The sequence below is a fragment of the Cohnella herbarum genome (genome assembly GCF_012849095.1).
GTDB lineage: Bacteria > Bacillota > Bacilli > Paenibacillales > Paenibacillaceae > Cohnella > Cohnella herbarum.
Window position 1 is genome coordinate 4946143 of the sequence record NZ_CP051680.1, and the last position, 14565, is coordinate 4960707.

General features: G+C 52.3%; 15 protein-coding genes. 5 read left to right on the forward strand and 10 right to left on the reverse strand.

The features are described from left to right. Positions 1-71: 71 nt before the first annotated feature. The gene (locus HH215_RS21190) at positions 72-482 is read left to right on the forward strand and encodes a MarR family winged helix-turn-helix transcriptional regulator (RefSeq protein ID WP_169281707.1); all 411 of its coding nucleotides are present in this window, start codon (positions 72-74) and stop codon (positions 480-482) included. Positions 483-581: 99 nt separating this feature from the next. Next, complete coding sequence (locus HH215_RS21195) at positions 582-1427, forward strand: SDR family oxidoreductase (protein ID WP_169281708.1); 846 nt, start codon at positions 582-584, stop codon at positions 1425-1427. A gap of 96 nt (positions 1428-1523) precedes the next feature. Here the strand turns inward: HH215_RS21195 and HH215_RS21200 are convergent, their stop codons facing one another. Together HH215_RS21200 and HH215_RS21205 are read right to left on the reverse strand one after the other, a co-directional pair. After that, positions 1524-2687 (reverse strand): iron-containing alcohol dehydrogenase, encoded by a 1164-nt coding sequence (locus HH215_RS21200; protein ID WP_169281709.1) that lies wholly within the window; start codon positions 2685-2687, stop codon positions 1524-1526. A gap of 118 nt (positions 2688-2805) precedes the next feature. Continuing rightward, positions 2806-4017 carry an MFS transporter gene (locus HH215_RS21205; RefSeq protein WP_254450169.1) on the reverse strand — a complete coding sequence of 404 codons (1212 nt, stop codon included), beginning with the start codon at positions 4015-4017 and terminating at the stop codon, positions 2806-2808. A gap of 93 nt (positions 4018-4110) precedes the next feature. Between HH215_RS21205 and HH215_RS21210 the strand changes: the two genes are divergently transcribed. Then, complete coding sequence (locus HH215_RS21210; RefSeq protein WP_169281710.1) at positions 4111-5577, forward strand: methyl-accepting chemotaxis protein; 1467 nt, start codon at positions 4111-4113, stop codon at positions 5575-5577. Between the two features lie 71 nt (positions 5578-5648). On the opposite strand, the gene HH215_RS21215 is transcribed toward HH215_RS21210, so the two are convergent. The 4 genes from HH215_RS21215 to HH215_RS21230 form a co-directional block, all read right to left on the reverse strand. Continuing rightward, positions 5649-5933, reverse strand: coding sequence for a hypothetical protein (locus tag HH215_RS21215; RefSeq protein ID WP_169281711.1), 285 nt, complete (start codon positions 5931-5933; stop codon positions 5649-5651). Then, complete coding sequence (locus HH215_RS21220; protein WP_169281712.1) at positions 5933-6286, reverse strand: ArsR/SmtB family transcription factor; 354 nt, start codon at positions 6284-6286, stop codon at positions 5933-5935. The genes HH215_RS21215 and HH215_RS21220 overlap by 1 nt, the downstream gene beginning before the upstream one ends. Before the next feature lie 172 nt (positions 6287-6458). Further along, positions 6459-8216: an ABC transporter ATP-binding protein gene (locus tag HH215_RS21225; protein WP_169281713.1), complete on the reverse strand. Its 1758-nt coding sequence runs from the start codon at positions 8214-8216 to the stop codon at positions 6459-6461. A gap of 41 nt (positions 8217-8257) precedes the next feature. Then, positions 8258-10000: an ABC transporter ATP-binding protein gene (locus HH215_RS21230; protein WP_254450170.1), complete on the reverse strand. Its 1743-nt coding sequence runs from the start codon at positions 9998-10000 to the stop codon at positions 8258-8260. A 181-nt stretch (positions 10001-10181) separates the two neighbouring features. Between HH215_RS21230 and HH215_RS21235 the strand changes: the two genes are divergently transcribed. Beyond that, complete coding sequence (locus tag HH215_RS21235) at positions 10182-11285, forward strand: lipocalin-like domain-containing protein (RefSeq protein ID WP_169281714.1); 1104 nt, start codon at positions 10182-10184, stop codon at positions 11283-11285. A gap of 105 nt (positions 11286-11390) precedes the next feature. Further along, complete coding sequence (locus HH215_RS21240) at positions 11391-11552, forward strand: hypothetical protein (protein ID WP_169281715.1); 162 nt, start codon at positions 11391-11393, stop codon at positions 11550-11552. A gap of 64 nt (positions 11553-11616) precedes the next feature. Here HH215_RS21240 and HH215_RS21245 read toward each other — a convergent pair whose 3' ends face one another. The 4 genes from HH215_RS21245 to HH215_RS21260 form a co-directional block, all read right to left on the reverse strand. After that, positions 11617-11910 (reverse strand): DUF6509 family protein, encoded by a 294-nt coding sequence (locus HH215_RS21245; RefSeq protein WP_169281716.1) that lies wholly within the window; start codon positions 11908-11910, stop codon positions 11617-11619. A 94-nt stretch (positions 11911-12004) separates the two neighbouring features. Further along, the gene (locus HH215_RS21250; protein WP_169281717.1) at positions 12005-12751 is read right to left on the reverse strand and encodes a tyrosine-protein phosphatase; all 747 of its coding nucleotides are present in this window, start codon (positions 12749-12751) and stop codon (positions 12005-12007) included. A 1-nt stretch (position 12752) separates the two neighbouring features. Continuing rightward, positions 12753-13571 (reverse strand): carbohydrate ABC transporter permease, encoded by an 819-nt coding sequence (locus tag HH215_RS21255; protein WP_169281718.1) that lies wholly within the window; start codon positions 13569-13571, stop codon positions 12753-12755. Positions 13572-13586: 15 nt separating this feature from the next. Further along, a complete protein-coding gene (locus HH215_RS21260) occupies positions 13587-14558 on the reverse strand; it encodes a carbohydrate ABC transporter permease (RefSeq protein WP_217362234.1) in 972 nt (323 codons plus the stop codon). Between the last annotated feature and the right edge of the window lie 7 nt (positions 14559-14565).

Genomic DNA, 14565 nt, shown 5'->3' on the forward strand with positions numbered 1-14565 from the left:
GCCATGACTTATGGACGATCGATTGAATTTGCTATAATAAACAGATACCCAGCAGAAAAGGCGGCAACGACATGAACGATACGGACGCGGTTGTCCTTAAACTCCGGCTAGTCAAAAATACTCTTTCCTCCTACTTCATGAAGACGCTCCCCCAATATGGGATTACTCCTATTATGATGTACGTAATGGAATATTTACGCAGCCATGCCGAGGCGATCGCCGTGGATATCGCGAATGAATTCGGAATGACGAGGGGAGCCGTCTCGCAACTGCTCGACAAGCTTGAGGAGCATCAGCTCGTCGTGCGCAAGCCTCACCCGACTAGCCGTAGAAGCCTGCAGATCGAGATCACTCCCAAAGGAAACGAAATCATCGATCAAATGCTACGCGCCTACAATACGGAGATCGAGCAGCTCGTTACTTCTTATTCTCCCGAAGAGCGGAAAGCGTTAAGGCTGCTTCTGGATAAACTTCCTTTATAAATCCCCGCCTACGAGGCGGGATTTTTCTTTTCGGGGTTGATTTTTTTGTTTAGAAGTAATACTGTTTAATTACTAAACAATTAGGAGGCGGAAGCGACAATGGGGAAATCGATCGCAATTACAGGGGCATCTACCGGAATCGGGCTGTCGACGGCCCTTCTGTTCGCGAGAAACGGTTGGACCGTATACGCGGGCACGCGGAACTTGGAACGGGATCGCGGATTGTACGGGGGCGAGGCGAATTTGAACTTCGTGGAAATGGAAGTGACCAGCCCCGATTCTTTGCAACGGGCTTTCGGGCAGATCGGACAATCGCAAGACCGGTTGGACGTTCTCTTCTGCAATGCCGGATTCGGTTATTTGCGGGCATTGGGTCAAGCCCCCATGGAAGAAATACAACGCGTCTTCGATACTAACGTCTACGGCGTCATTAACACGATCCAAGCAGCGCTTCCTCTTCTGCGCCAATCCGAAGCAGGACATATCATCGCGACTTCGAGCGTTGGCGGGTTGGTCGGCCAGCCCTTCAACGAAATATATTGCGCCAGCAAATTCGCCGTAGAAGGACTGCTTGAAAGTATGGCCACTTATTATAAACCGTTATTCAACATCGATATTACGTTGCTTGAGCCCGGCGCCATCGCTACCGCGTTCACCCAAACGGTCTTTAATCACCTCGGCAGTACGGGAGGCCTTCTGGAAGACGAATACAGACCGCTTATCGATGCTTATATCGAACAGTTCTCCAAACGAAATTCAATTCCGCAAACTTCCGAATCCGTCGCCGAGCTCGTGTTGGATTTAGTAAACAGGGAGGTCAAACCGCTTAGGCTGCGCACGTCGGATGCCGCGGAGAGGTTTGCCGCCCATAAGACGGAAACGGATCCTACCGGCATCGAGGGAGTAGCCAAAGTCCGGAAGCTTCAGCTAGGCTTGCCCAACTAAGTAACGGTTCGGCCAAGGAAACGGAAAGAGGTCTACCCTGAACCGATGGGCGGACCTCTTTCCGTTAGCGCGTATATCGTCTGGATCGCGCGCTTATTACAAACTCGCGGTCAGGATGCTGACGACATCGTCCTTCGTCAGTTGCTTAAAGGAACCGATCGGACCGAATTGCGTGGCCTCCTCGGCCATCCGATCCAGGTGCTCGTCGTTAATGCCCAGTTCCCTTAGAGTGGCAGGCGCGCCGATCCGCGTGAAGTACGCGCGAGTCGCTTCGATGCCTTCCAGCGCGATTTCTTCGTCGTTCTTTCCTTGCGGATCGACATGCCACACGCGCAAGGCATATTGGACGAACTTGCCTACTCGTTCCTTATAGACATGTTTCATCCAATTCGGGAATAGAATCGCCAATCCCGCACCGTGAGCGATATCATAGATCGCGCTCACTTCATGCTCGATCCCGTGCGTTGCCCAGTCGGTTGTAACTCCCGTAGGCAAAGTGCCGTTCAAGGCGTAAGTCCCCGCGAGCAGCAGATTAGCGCGCGCGTCGTAATCCGTGCCGTCCGCGATCGCCTTCTCTCCGTTCTCGATAACCGTAAGCAGGATAGATTCGGCAAACCGCTCTTGCAAGGGAATATCCGTCGTTAAGCTGAAATATTGCTCGAACACGTGCGACATGATATCAACGATGCCGTTGACCGTTTGATCAACCGGCACGGTATAGGTAAGCTTCGGATCAAGGATAGAAAATTTCGGATAGATGAGCTTGCTGCCCATCCCCCGCTTCTGCTTCGTCTCCCAGTTGGAGATGACGGCATTCCCGTTCATTTCGGACCCGGTCGCCGCCAGTGTCAGCACGGTACCGATCGGCAACGCGTCTTGAATGGTCGCGCGATGAATCGTGAAGTCCCAGACGTCTCCTCCATGCTTGGCGCCTGCGGCGATGGCTTTCGCCGCATCGAGCACGCTGCCGCCTCCGACCGCTAGAACGAACTCGATATTCTCCGTACGGCAAATGTCGATCCCCTTGTTAACCGTAGTTAGGCGCGGATTCGGCTCGATTCCCGGGAGCTCGTGAACGGTTGCTCCGATTTCGTTCAGCCGGAACAGGACGTCGTCGTAAAGACCCGATTTCTTAATGCTTCCTCCGCCGTATACGAGCAAGATCCGCGTGCCGTACGGTTTAACTAATTCGCCAAGCTGCTTAACCTTATCCGCTCCGAAGATCAGCTTAGTCGGATTATACAACTCGAATGCGTTCATGCTCTGTATTCCCTCCTAGACCCAATGAGATATGTTGCCTATTACATAGTGTACCACTATCCGGGAAAACAAGCATGCCATAGCATGTTCGATGTCGAATCGATTTTTTAAATAACATCTATACGGCTTGCTTCCGCGGACTTTCGGTTTCGTTCCATCGTCCCTGCTTCAAGCGTTGCTCGTAGATAGAATAAATGACCAAGAACGCGATGAAGAAAACGCTGGAGGTCAAATACATCGTTGCGTAATTCGTCCAGGCGACCACGAAGCCGAGTACGATCGCCCCGAAGCCGATGCCTAGATCGAACGCGTTGTAGAAGGTCGCGGTCGCTACGCCCCTGCGATGCGGCTCCACCCTGTCGATGACCCAAGCCTGCAATGCCGGGAACATCGCCCCTAGACCTGCGCCATAGAATACGCCCGATACCATCAGCATGGCCGTAGTATCGGTAAAATACAGCAGAATACATCCGATGATGCATAAAACCGCCGATGGAAACAACACCCAGAAGCGACCTTTCGTATCGAAGATCCTGCCGCTAACGAACCGAATCAAGAACTCGCTCAAAGCGACCACCAGGAAGAAGTAGCCGATGTTCTGCACGCCTGTTTCCTTGCCGAACAAGGTAATGAAGCTGAGTATTCCTCCGAAGGACAGCCCCATTAACAAACCGAGCAAGGAGGGCATAAGCGCCTTCGGCTCTATGAACCGGTGCCACCATGGCATAGGCTCCGCCGTTATCCTCCGAGCAGCACTGTCCCCGGGCACACTCGAATCGCTCTTTACGAATGCGGTCAATATTCCCGCTAACGCTAAAATAACCGCTCCTACGATGAACATCGTTGGAAATCCGAACGATTCCATTAGCCAAATGCCAAGGAAAGGTCCGATCGATATCGCGACCGCGTTTCCCGTTCCGAAAATCCCGAGACCCTCGCCCCGCCGCGAAGCGGGGATGATGTCGGAAGCAACGGTACCGTACAGCGTCGTGGAAATTCCGAATCCGACCCCGTGCACGATACGCAGCGCGAGCATGACCGCGATCGTGGCGGCCGCAAGATAACTCGCCGTCCCGATCAGACAAATCGCCACTCCGGCGATCAGCAGCCCTTTCTTGCCGAACTTATCCGAAGCAACTCCGACGAATAGACGCAGGAATACCGCCGAGAACGTAAACAGCCCGATGATGAGCCCTACTTCCGTATCTGTGCCTCCCTTATCCTTGGCGAATATCGGAAGCGTAGGCAGCAACATCTCTAAGGCAAGAAATAAAAATAAGTTCGATAAGATCAGCAAAATAAAATTTCTGGACCAAAGCGATTCCTTCAATATTCAGGTTCCTTTCTTACAATCAATTGTCGAACAGCGGAGGGGTATGGTATTGTTTTCCTATCTATATTCATTAGCGGAAGGCGGATTACCTTGGTTTTCAATGAAACGTTGCATCGCAGAAATACGCTTCTCGTGAAAGTAATATGGGGAATGCTCGTTCTCGGAATAGTCGTCGACGTGCTGACCGATGCTCCTACCAGTTCCATAATCGTGCTTGCGATCGTGGGCACCCTAGCTTGCGGACTGGCCACGTTGCTTACTTACAAGCGTTGGCTTTCCGAATACGTCATGTATTTTATATCCGGGATCATTACGGTTCTCACCGTATTGTTGATTATCACGGGACCTGTCATTACGACTTACTCCCTCGTCTATATCAATCTCGCGATCATGACCTTGTACAGTAATTCCAAGTCGATCGCTTTCTCGGGATTGTCGGGCGCTGCGGTTACGATTTGCTTCTTCCTAAGCTCCTATAAAGATGAATTGTTCGGAGATTCGGATCCGTTCACGATGCTCATGTATTTAGTGCTCATCGCCGTTCCTCTTTACGCTTCGGCCAAATTCAGCGAAAGATTGCAATCCGAAGCTTCCTCTCAGCGGGAACAAGCCGTCATCGAACGCAATCGGGCTCAGGGAATCGTCGACAACGTCTCGGCTTCCCTCTCCACCCTGAATGAATTCAGCTCGAATCTGAAAGCGAACATGACCTCGACCAGTACGATATCCAAAGACGTGACCGCAGCTTTCTCCGAGGTCACATCCGGCCTTGAGACGCAAACTTCAAGCATAACGGACATTAGCGAAGCCATTCGTTTCATCGGACAAGAGGTCGCCTCTCTGGCCGACCGTTCAACCGGAATGAAAGAACTTGCGGATCTTTCCGTCTCTCTCGCGAACGTCGGCAGTCAAGATGCGGCAGCGCTCGAATTGCATATGAGCCACGTGAACGAAACGATCGGTACGTCCGCTATGCTGATGAACGAATTGAACGAGCACAATAAGAAGATCGGGGATATCGTCTCGGCAATCAAAGCCATTTCGTACCAGACGAATCTGCTCGCCCTTAACGCAGCCATAGAAGCAGCGCGCGCCGGGGAGCACGGTAAGGGATTCGCGGTCGTTTCCCAAGAAATCCGTAAGCTCGCCGAATCTTCCAAACAATCTACCGAGCAGATCGAGTCGATTCTCGATCGCATTAGCTCGAAGACGACCGAAGCCGTAGACCAGGTTTTACAAGGTCAACAAAATGTAGAGGAAAGCAGCGCCGCCGTCCGGAAGGTCGCGGAAATCATGCGTTCGCTGTCCGACGGTTCGAATAACGTCGAGCGGCAATCCGGCGAGGTCAACCGTTCCGCTGACGATCTGCTTCGGCAATACAATAAGATTACCGATCAAATCGTCACGATCGCAGGAACGACGGCTCAGAACATGGCGTCGATTCAAGAGATGTCCGCTAGCATGATTACGCAGGATACGCGACTCGGCGACATCGCGGAGAGTTTCCTGCAATTAGACAAGCTGGCCTCCGACTTAACCAAAATGACTGAACGTTAAGCAGTACAAACAAGCCAACCATTAAAGCCCCGGTGTCCGCCGTTATCGCGGAACCGGGGCCTTTTTTCTTGTTACTCGACTTCGCGAAGAAGCTTCTCTACCGCCGATAACCTCGCGCGAATTTCCTTCAGCTCCTGAAGCACTTGGTTTTGCCCGTCTTTCATCTGCTGTTGAACGTACAAGGACGACTCGGCAAGCTGGCGGTAATGCTCTTCTCTTGCAATATCTCCGGCATTCATTAACTCCATATGCTTCGTTTTGAATTTCTGTTGAATGCTCACGATCGCAATCGTAGCCCCGGACAGTAGAAACATAAACCCGAACCCCATACCTAAGTAGCCATACAGATTATCCATTATTGTTCTTCCTCCTTTGATATTTGACCATCCGCTAGGGATGAGGATGCTCGATCGTTCAACTTGCGCGCCGCATCCGTTATGGACTCCGGCGTGATGCGATAGTCGAATTCGGTTAATTCGTAATACTTCATCGCTTTACCGTCTTCCGACAACTCCAGATTCCCGGCCACTAGTCCCGCCGTCTCCAATCTCTGCAAGTGCATATACAGGAGAGGTCTGCTCATATTAATTTCCCTGGCAAGCTCGCTGACGTATTTGCGCTTCTCCCTCAAGGAAGCTACGATGCGCAACCGGTGGGGATTGGCCAACGCTTCGAACACCTGCAACAACCCGTTCTCCGTTGTATCCATGGCAATGACTCCAATTCGTGTTATTCATTCATTTATAACACCTGTAATAATAATATTACATGTGTATCATTTTGTAAACTGCAATATGAAAAAGCCGGCTAACCTCCTTCTAGGGAGCGTTAAACCGGCTTAGTATATCGATATCGAATACGAGGTAGCCGCTCGACTGATCCTAAGCGGATACGGAAGCTTTCTCGCCTTTTTGCAGCTGATACATTTTATAATAGCGTCCTTCAAGGGCCATCAACTGATTATGCGTTCCCCGTTCGACGATCTCGCCGCGATGAAGCACGAGGATCTGGTCCGCGTCTCGAATCGTAGATAACCTGTGGGCGATGATCAGCGTCGTCCGGCCTTCGCTCACGACTTTAAGCGCTCGTTGAATCAATCCTTCCGTCTCGCTATCAATGCTGGCCGTCGCTTCGTCGAGAATGAGGATCGACGGATCGAATGCCAATGCCCGCGCGAAGGAGATGAGCTGGCGTTGGCCGGAAGACAGCGTGCTTCCCCGCTCCACCACCTGCTCGTCATAGCCGTGCGGAAGCTGCTCGATGAAGGCGGACGCGCCCACGTCGGCTAACGCCTTCTTCACCTGGTCTAACGAAATCCGATCGTTGTAGAGGCTGACGTTAAACTTAATATCCCCGGCGAATAAGTAAGGATCCTGCAGCACGATGCCCATATGTTGACGCAGCTCTTGCTTGGATAACGTCGTGATGTCGGTACCGTCAACGGTGATCTTGCCCGCGCCCGGTTCATAGAAGCCTAGCAGCAGATTGATGATAGAGCTTTTGCCGGAGCCCGTATGTCCGACAAGCGCCACCGTTTCGCCCTTGCGCGCCTCGAAGGATATGCCCTTCAATACGTTGTCGTCGCCATTATATGCGAACGTGACGTCATCGAATTTCACCGCGCCCTCCGGACGCCGATCTTCCTTAGCCTCCTCGACCTCCTTCCCCTCCATATCCATGATCGCGAACACCTTCTCCGCGGACACGAACGCTCGCTGGGCATTCGTAAGCTGGTCGAAGATTCCGATGATCGGATTGAAAACGCGGCCCAAGTAATCGATGAAGGCATAGAATACGCCGAATTCAAGCAACTCGTTCTGAAGCGACCCGCGCCCGAAATACCATATGACGGATGCGGTCACGAGACTCCCGATCGTGCCCACGATATTCCGCGACGACAGGGAAAACACGCGAAACTGCTTAACTTGGTTCACGTAACGGTCCTCGTTCAGCTTCTCGAATTCCTCCAGCGTCACTTTCTCCCGGCGGAAAGCCTGAATGATCGGCATAACGGCGATCGATTCATTGATCATGGCATTCATATCGCTCAGCCTTGCGCGCATGACGGCTATGTACTTCTTCGAGTATTTCAGGTGGATGTACATGATCAGCGCGAATAGCGGCGGCAGCGCTAACGTATACAAGGCTAGACGGGCGTCTAGCAGGAACAACGCCACGAATATGCCGGTCAGTTGAACGAAGCTGACGACGAACGTGGCCATGAAGCTCATGAATAAATCGCGAATCGCTTCGGTATCGTTGGCGATGCGCGATACGACCTGTCCGATCGGCGTGTTGTCGAAGTACCGAAGCGGAATTCTTTGGACGTGCCTCATGAGATCCATTCGCATGTTCTTAATGATTCTGAGCGCGGTCGACTGCAATAGATAGGATTGCGTAAAATTGCTAAAGCCGGCAACAATGAGAAGTCCGATGTAAAGGGCAAGCAGCACGAGTACGGGGGCCATCTCGTCCGTGCGTACCGCTAAGTGCTTATCAATAATCGTCTTGATAATAAAGGGGCCGCCTAATTCTGCTCCGACCGCGGAGCAAAGAATGATCAGGGCTCCTAAAATTCGGTATTTGTAGACGAGGGCATAGGAAAGCAACCTTCTCGCCGTTGATCTCTGGGGACTCATAAAGGCCTCCTTCTATAGGTGGGCTCGCGAAGCCTATCGTTCTATTCCTCCAAGCTTGCTTCCATCTGCTGGCGCTCCCACTGCTCCTTATACCAGCCGCCAAGCAGCATTAATTGCTCGTGTGTGCCTTCTTCCCGGATACGTCCTTCGTCGAGCACGAGAATCCAATTGGCGTGGCTGACGGCGGACAGGCGGTGCGTCGTGATCAAAGTCGTCTTGCCGGCGCGCTCCCTGCGGATGTGTCCGATAATCCGACTCTCCGTCCGGGCATCGACCGCGGACAACGAATCGTCCAACAACAAAATTTCCGAATCGATCAGCAAGGCGCGGGCGATGGCGAGCCGTTGCTTCTGTCCGCCGGATAGCATCACCCCGTTCTCGCCGACGATCGTCTCCAATCCCTCGGGCATCTGGGCGATATCTTGCGTGAAGGATGCCATCTCGATCGCTCGCGCGATCTCTTCCGATGTTGCATCCGGCTTACCCAACGCGATATTCTCTCTGATTGTCTTGGATAACAGAAGATGCTCCTGAGGAACGTAAGCGATCCATTGTTTCATCTGGTCCAGCGCGATATTCTCGACGGGGACGTGGGATACGAAAAGCTTCTCCTTATCGATCGGATACTGCCGCAGCAATTGCTTGAGCAGCGTGCTCTTCCCGCTTCCGGTTTTGCCGACGACTCCTAACGTCTCTCCTCGTTGAAGCCGGAACGATACCTTATCCAGACTCGGGTGATTGGCGGTCGGATATGTGAAGGTGAGCGACTTCATCTCGATCGCGGTAGGAACGTCCATCCGAACCGGATCAGGGGCATCTTGCATGTCCGCCTTTTCCTCCAATACGGTTCCCAACCGACCCGCGGATGCGCTCCCCCGCTGCAAGACGTTAATGAATTCGCCGAAAGAGATCATCGGCCAGATCAGCATTCCTAAATAAATATTGAACGAAACCAACTGCCCTAGCGTTATCTCATCATGAAAGACCAAATAAGAGCCGTAAGCGATCCCGATCGTATAGCTCGTTCCGACGATTATCGAGATAAGCGGCTGGAATAGCGCATTAAGGATCGATACCCGTTTGTTCTTGTTCATAACGTCCGTCGTCATTTTGTCGAAGGCGCCCAGATCGTGATTTTCCTGCACGTAGGAGCGAATGACCCGGATGCCCGAGATCGATTCCAGCACATGATCGTTCATGCGCCCGAAAGATTCCTGCGCCGCCATAAATCGTCCTCTCACCTTGGAGCCCAGCTTGCTAATGACGAGTACGAGAAGAGGCAACGGAATAAGCGCGGCAATCATCAGCTTCGCGCTAATGAAGCTTAGCATCATGACGATGACGACCGATGCGCCCACGAGCGTATTGACGAGCGTCATGACGCCGTAACCGGCCGTTTGGCCGATCGCCAGAATATCGTTCGTCGCAAGAGCCATCAGCTGTCCCGTGCTATTGCGCTGGAAGAACGACGGGGTCATTTTCGACAGATGCTTCAGCAATCTGGACCTTAGCTTCTTCTCTATTATTATGGAATTGCCGAACAAGGTCGTTATCCATATGTAGACCATAACGTACAGCAGAAGCGAAAGACCCAGCAGTAGAAGAACGGATTCGTTAAGCTCAGCCGACGTTAGCGTCCCTAGCTTGATCGCATCTATCGTATTCCCTATCAATCTCGGCGGGATCATGGATAACATGCTGACAATGGTCATTAAACCAATCGCGACCGCGTAGCTGGCCCATCTTTCCTTGAAAAACCATTTCAAGCGAATAACGAAAGACAACGTTCTCCCTCCTCATTTCCATTTTTTATGCGCATGTCTCGATATTACCGTTTCAACCAGATGAAGTCTACGCGAACAGTTAAAATAAGCGGCGGATATTTTCCGTCTCCCCAAGTCGCCTATTTCCTGCCAACTACATACTTTATATTTATTGATTCGCCTACGAAGGCAGGGGTAGCCTATGGACCGTCCAAGAGCAACGATAACGATTCCGAAAGACGCCGCTGCCCACCCGGAGTCCAATCTGGAGTGGTGGTACTGTTATGCGTTCGTTAACGGAAGCGGCGGAAAACGATATGCGTTGATGATTTCCTTCTTTCGCGTCGGGGAGCTTCCTCGGCTTAAAGGGCATTATTTGATCTACTCCCTCATTCGACTGGACGACCCGAGGTTCATCGCCCGTTCGATGTTAGATCGATCGTTAACGGTTCAGATGACCGGGCTGTACCTTCCGTCGTATTTTTTGTTCAAGCCGGGCGACGCGCATACCTGGGAGCAATACGGGACGCTGCTTCAAGGAAAGCTGCCTCCCCCGCATGCTTGGACCCAAGACGTATCCGTCCGCTCCCGCCCGACATCCCTTCGCTACGGGCGTGCGGCCGAGCTTATTTTCAAAGACGATAAGAGCCAAGAGTTCACGCTCCGAATACACGATCGCGAAGCTCGCATCGAGCTTGATTTCTCGCCCTGCAAGCCTCTGACCGTCGTGGACGAGATCGGCACGTTAAACGGTCTCTATTATTACTCCTCCACCCGAAATACCGTTAAGGGACGTATTCATCATGAGGAAGGTTCCGAGCAATTATCGGGGGAAGGGTGGTTCGACCATCAGTGGGGCAGAAATTACGAACTGCTCAAGGGCGAAGGTTGGAATTGGTTCGGGCTTCAACTGGACGACGGACGAGAGCTGCTCATCAGTCAAATGCACGTAGCCAAAACCGATTCGCCTCCTGCGCCTCCCACCGCACTGTTAATCCTTAAAGATCGGGCGATGATCACCGTAAATAACATCAAAATGCAACCGCTCAGATATTGGAATAGCGACAAGTCGGGCATGACATACCCGATAGAATGGCATGTGACTATCCCCCATTACCGAATCGAATTGCATGTTTGCCCCGTCATCGACAATCAGGAAATGCCCATCGTCGGCCCGATTCGGGCCATATGGGAAGGAGCCTGCACCGTAACCGGTATCGACCATGGAAACCATGCTCGAATCAAAGGCAGAGGATTCGTCGAACTGGCCGGATACGCCAAATACGTCAAATACGCCAAGCCTTAAGTACCCGACTCTCCTCGGACAATATGATTCGTTACCCGTTCCCCGGGGTAACAATCAGTAACGAAGCTTGGATTCCCGCGAGTCCAAGGAAAAGGGGTGGGGAAAATGACCGTTCATCAACGCAATATGGAGATCGAAGAAGTCCACGTCGAGAAGAGAACCGACTCCAGCTTAGTCGCTTCCACTTTCATTAAATACGCCGCATACGTGATCATTACTTTAGGAATTCTGTACTTCTTGGCCGTATACGTCATTCCTGAACTGTAAAATCGTAAAAACCCTCCGAAATCGCGATATACAGCGATTTCGGAGGGTTTTGTCGTGTTTGCTATTATTCGCCTTCCGAGTAATGCTCTTTGCAGAAGGCCGCCAACGCTTCTTCCTCTTCGGTCTCCAGATCGAAGTCCAGAAGGCGATCCGTCGACTTCTCGATGAGATCGTAATTCACGATGCTTCCTTGTTCCCCGTCCACCTTGTAAACGGCCTTCACGTATATCCCTTTCTCGGAGTAGAGGTCGTCGTCCTCATCAAGATCGAGATCGATCAAAAACTCGTAACGTTTGCCCGTCAATATCTTGAAAGGATCCTTGACCAGTTCCACGCTGTATTCGCTAATCGTAAGCATTTCCTCATCCTTCCCGTCTCTATGCCCCCATTATACACGGATCGAGGCACTTGGACGAGAAGGCCTCCCTAGAGAACAGCAGGACGGAACGATTCTAATCTTCCAGAAGCTTGCGCTTCAAACCTTCGACTTGCTCCTTCGCCAGACCGATGGCGAGCAAATATTGCCCCGCGCCGCCGTAGCGCGTATGAAGGTGGTCCAGCATCATGACCATGTTTTCCCCATCGCATCCAAGAAACCGCTCGTATATTTCTTCCGGTACCGCCTCCGGTTTCCCTTGGCGCAATTCGTCCATAATCGGGGCGATGCATTCCGCCGTCAGCTTGTAATCGTTAACGATCGTCTCCGCGGACACTCCGGCCAAGTCGAGGAGAATTCCCGACACGACGCCCGTCCGGTCTTTCCCCGCCGCGCAGTGATATACCGCGGCATCCTCCGTCTCCAGCGCCAACAGCTCGAACACCTGACGAAGGGATGCTTGGGAATCGTCCAGCATGCCTACGTACATATCCCCTAAGCTTCTGATCAACGGACGGGAAACCGCCGCCGGATTGATCAGATCGACGTTGTGATAGGCAACCTCTCCGGAGCCCGCGAATACGTTCGGGGAACGCTCAAGCTCTTGAGCATGACGCAAATCCACGACCGTACGGACTTCGCGCTCCGCGAAACGTTGTTTGTCGTCATGCGTCAGCTTGTGAAGGCCGTCGGCCCTAAAGAATCGCCCCCAACGAGTCGTCCTTCCGTTTTCCGCGGAGTATCCGCCCAAGTCCCGCATATTAAACGCGCCGTCCAACTTTACGATCCGTTGTTGCCTTTGTTCCGCAGTAAGTATGCTCATATTATTTCAGCCCGCCTTTTACGAAAGATTCAATGATGTGCCGTTGCAAGAGTAAATAAATAACGAGTACGGGAAAGCTCGCGATAGTCGTCGCCGCCATGAGCGGACCCCATAGGTTGGAGTCCGAAGACATGAACATTTGCAAGCCGATCTGAAGCGTGGAATTTTCCAGCTTATTCGAGACTAGCAGCGGCCAGAAGTAGTCATTCCAGCCCGTAATGAACAGCAGCACCGCAATGGAAGCGATCGGCGCCTTCAGGTTAGGCAATATCGTGCGCCATAGCACTCCCCAGTCGGACGCTCCGTCCAGGCGCGCCGCTTCGATCAACGCTTTCGGGAACGACTTGAACGTATTGTACAATTGAAGCACCGCGAACGCGGAAGCGATATTCGGCACGATCAGCCCCGCCAAGGAATTCCGCCAGCCCAGCTCGCTGATCACAATGTAATTCGGAATCATGATCACTTGGAACGGAACGAGCCACGTCAACGCAATGAGCGTATAAATAAGGCCGCTACCGCGAAAATCCCACCGGGTAAAGGCATAGGCGGCCAATATGCTCGTCAGAACTTGCATGATAGTCTGGATAACGGCCACGGCAAGCGAGTTCGTCATCATTCGGGCCATCGGAATGGAGTTCCATGCTTTGACGTAGTTATCGAACGTCCAATGGCTAGGCAGCAGGCTGGAAGTAAACACTTCCGTCTCCGGCTTGAAGGAAGTCACTATCATCCAATATAGCGGAAATGCGGCTAATAAGCTTAGGACGACGAGTATCGCGTGTTTGCCGATCGTAGAGGCATTCATCGTTTTATACATAGACAAGCTCCTTCCCTAATCATCGAAAAACGACAGTTTCTTGGATAGCCGCATGAATCCCCAAGCGATTAAGCCGAATCCGATGAAAAGAACGACCGCTGCCGCGGAGCTCCAACCGACGGAGAACGTCTGAAAGCCGTAAGTCCATAGCAGATAATAAATGTTCGTCGTGGAATTCATCGGTCCGCCTTGCGTCAGCACGTTAATATAAGAGAAGCTCCATTCGGACGCGAATAACACGCTGAGCATCGCCATGAACAGAATGCTAGGCGACAGCAGCGGCAACAGAACGTGCCGGATAATTTGCCACTTGTTTGCCCGGTCGATCCTCGCCGCTTCGATATACTCCTTGTTGATCCCGGTCATCGCCGCGGAGAAGATCAACGTGCTGAAGCCGATCAGCTTCCAGCCCGTAATGAACGTGATCGACCAGATCGCCAGCCGCTCGTCCGTGAAATAACGGATAGGCTCTTCGATCCCGAACAGCGAGTTCAGCGTCACGTTAAGAATTCCGTTCGTCGGATGCAAGATCCAGCGCCACACCGAGGATACGGCGACTGGGGCCATGATCATCGGCAAGAAGATCAGCGCTCGGTAGACGTTCTTGTAACGTTTGCCCACGTTATCGGTAAAGATAGCGATAGCCAGAGGGATGATGAGCGAAAACGGTATGACCCCGATCGTGTAGATCAACGTATTCGTCAGCGCTTTGCCTACCTCCGGAAGCGTCAGAAGGTTCCGGAAGTTGTCCCAGCCTACGTAGGTTTTCGGAGAGGTCGGCAACAGATTCCACTGATAGAAACTCAGCTTAAACGTCTTAATCAGAGGTAGGTAAATCCAGTAGCCGATCGTCAACAGAGCGGGCAGTAAATACAAGTACGGCTTGACGGCGTCCATCCGGAACGAAGGCCGCTTGCGCGCTTGGGCCTTGGGCCGCGGCGAAGCCGCGGCTTTCGGCAAAGGCGACGTTGTCGCTTCGTAGCTCAAGATTCCA

Bases quoted from the DNA above. Each gene is read 5' to 3' on its own strand.
- HH215_RS21200 (WP_169281709.1), bottom strand. From the start codon at position 2,687: ATGAACGCATTCGAGTTGTATAATCCGACTAAGCTGATCTTCGGAGCG.
- HH215_RS21220 (WP_169281712.1), bottom strand. From the start codon at position 6,286: ATGGATACAACGGAGAACGGGTTGTTGCAGGTGTTCGAAGCGTTGGCC.
- HH215_RS21235 (WP_169281714.1), top strand. From the start codon at position 10,182: ATGGACCGTCCAAGAGCAACGATAACGATTCCGAAAGACGCCGCTGCC.
- HH215_RS21245 (WP_169281716.1), bottom strand. From the start codon at position 11,910: ATGCTTACGATTAGCGAATACAGCGTGGAACTGGTCAAGGATCCTTTC.
- HH215_RS21195 (WP_169281708.1), top strand. From the start codon at position 582: ATGGGGAAATCGATCGCAATTACAGGGGCATCTACCGGAATCGGGCTG.
- HH215_RS21215 (WP_169281711.1), bottom strand. From the start codon at position 5,933: ATGGATAATCTGTATGGCTACTTAGGTATGGGGTTCGGGTTTATGTTT.
- HH215_RS21255 (WP_169281718.1), bottom strand. From the start codon at position 13,571: ATGTATAAAACGATGAATGCCTCTACGATCGGCAAACACGCGATACTC.
- HH215_RS21250 (WP_169281717.1), bottom strand. From the start codon at position 12,751: ATGAGCATACTTACTGCGGAACAAAGGCAACAACGGATCGTAAAGTTG.
- HH215_RS21190 (WP_169281707.1), top strand. From the start codon at position 72: ATGAACGATACGGACGCGGTTGTCCTTAAACTCCGGCTAGTCAAAAAT.
- HH215_RS21240 (WP_169281715.1), top strand. From the start codon at position 11,391: ATGACCGTTCATCAACGCAATATGGAGATCGAAGAAGTCCACGTCGAG.
- HH215_RS21225 (WP_169281713.1), bottom strand. From the start codon at position 8,216: ATGAGTCCCCAGAGATCAACGGCGAGAAGGTTGCTTTCCTATGCCCTC.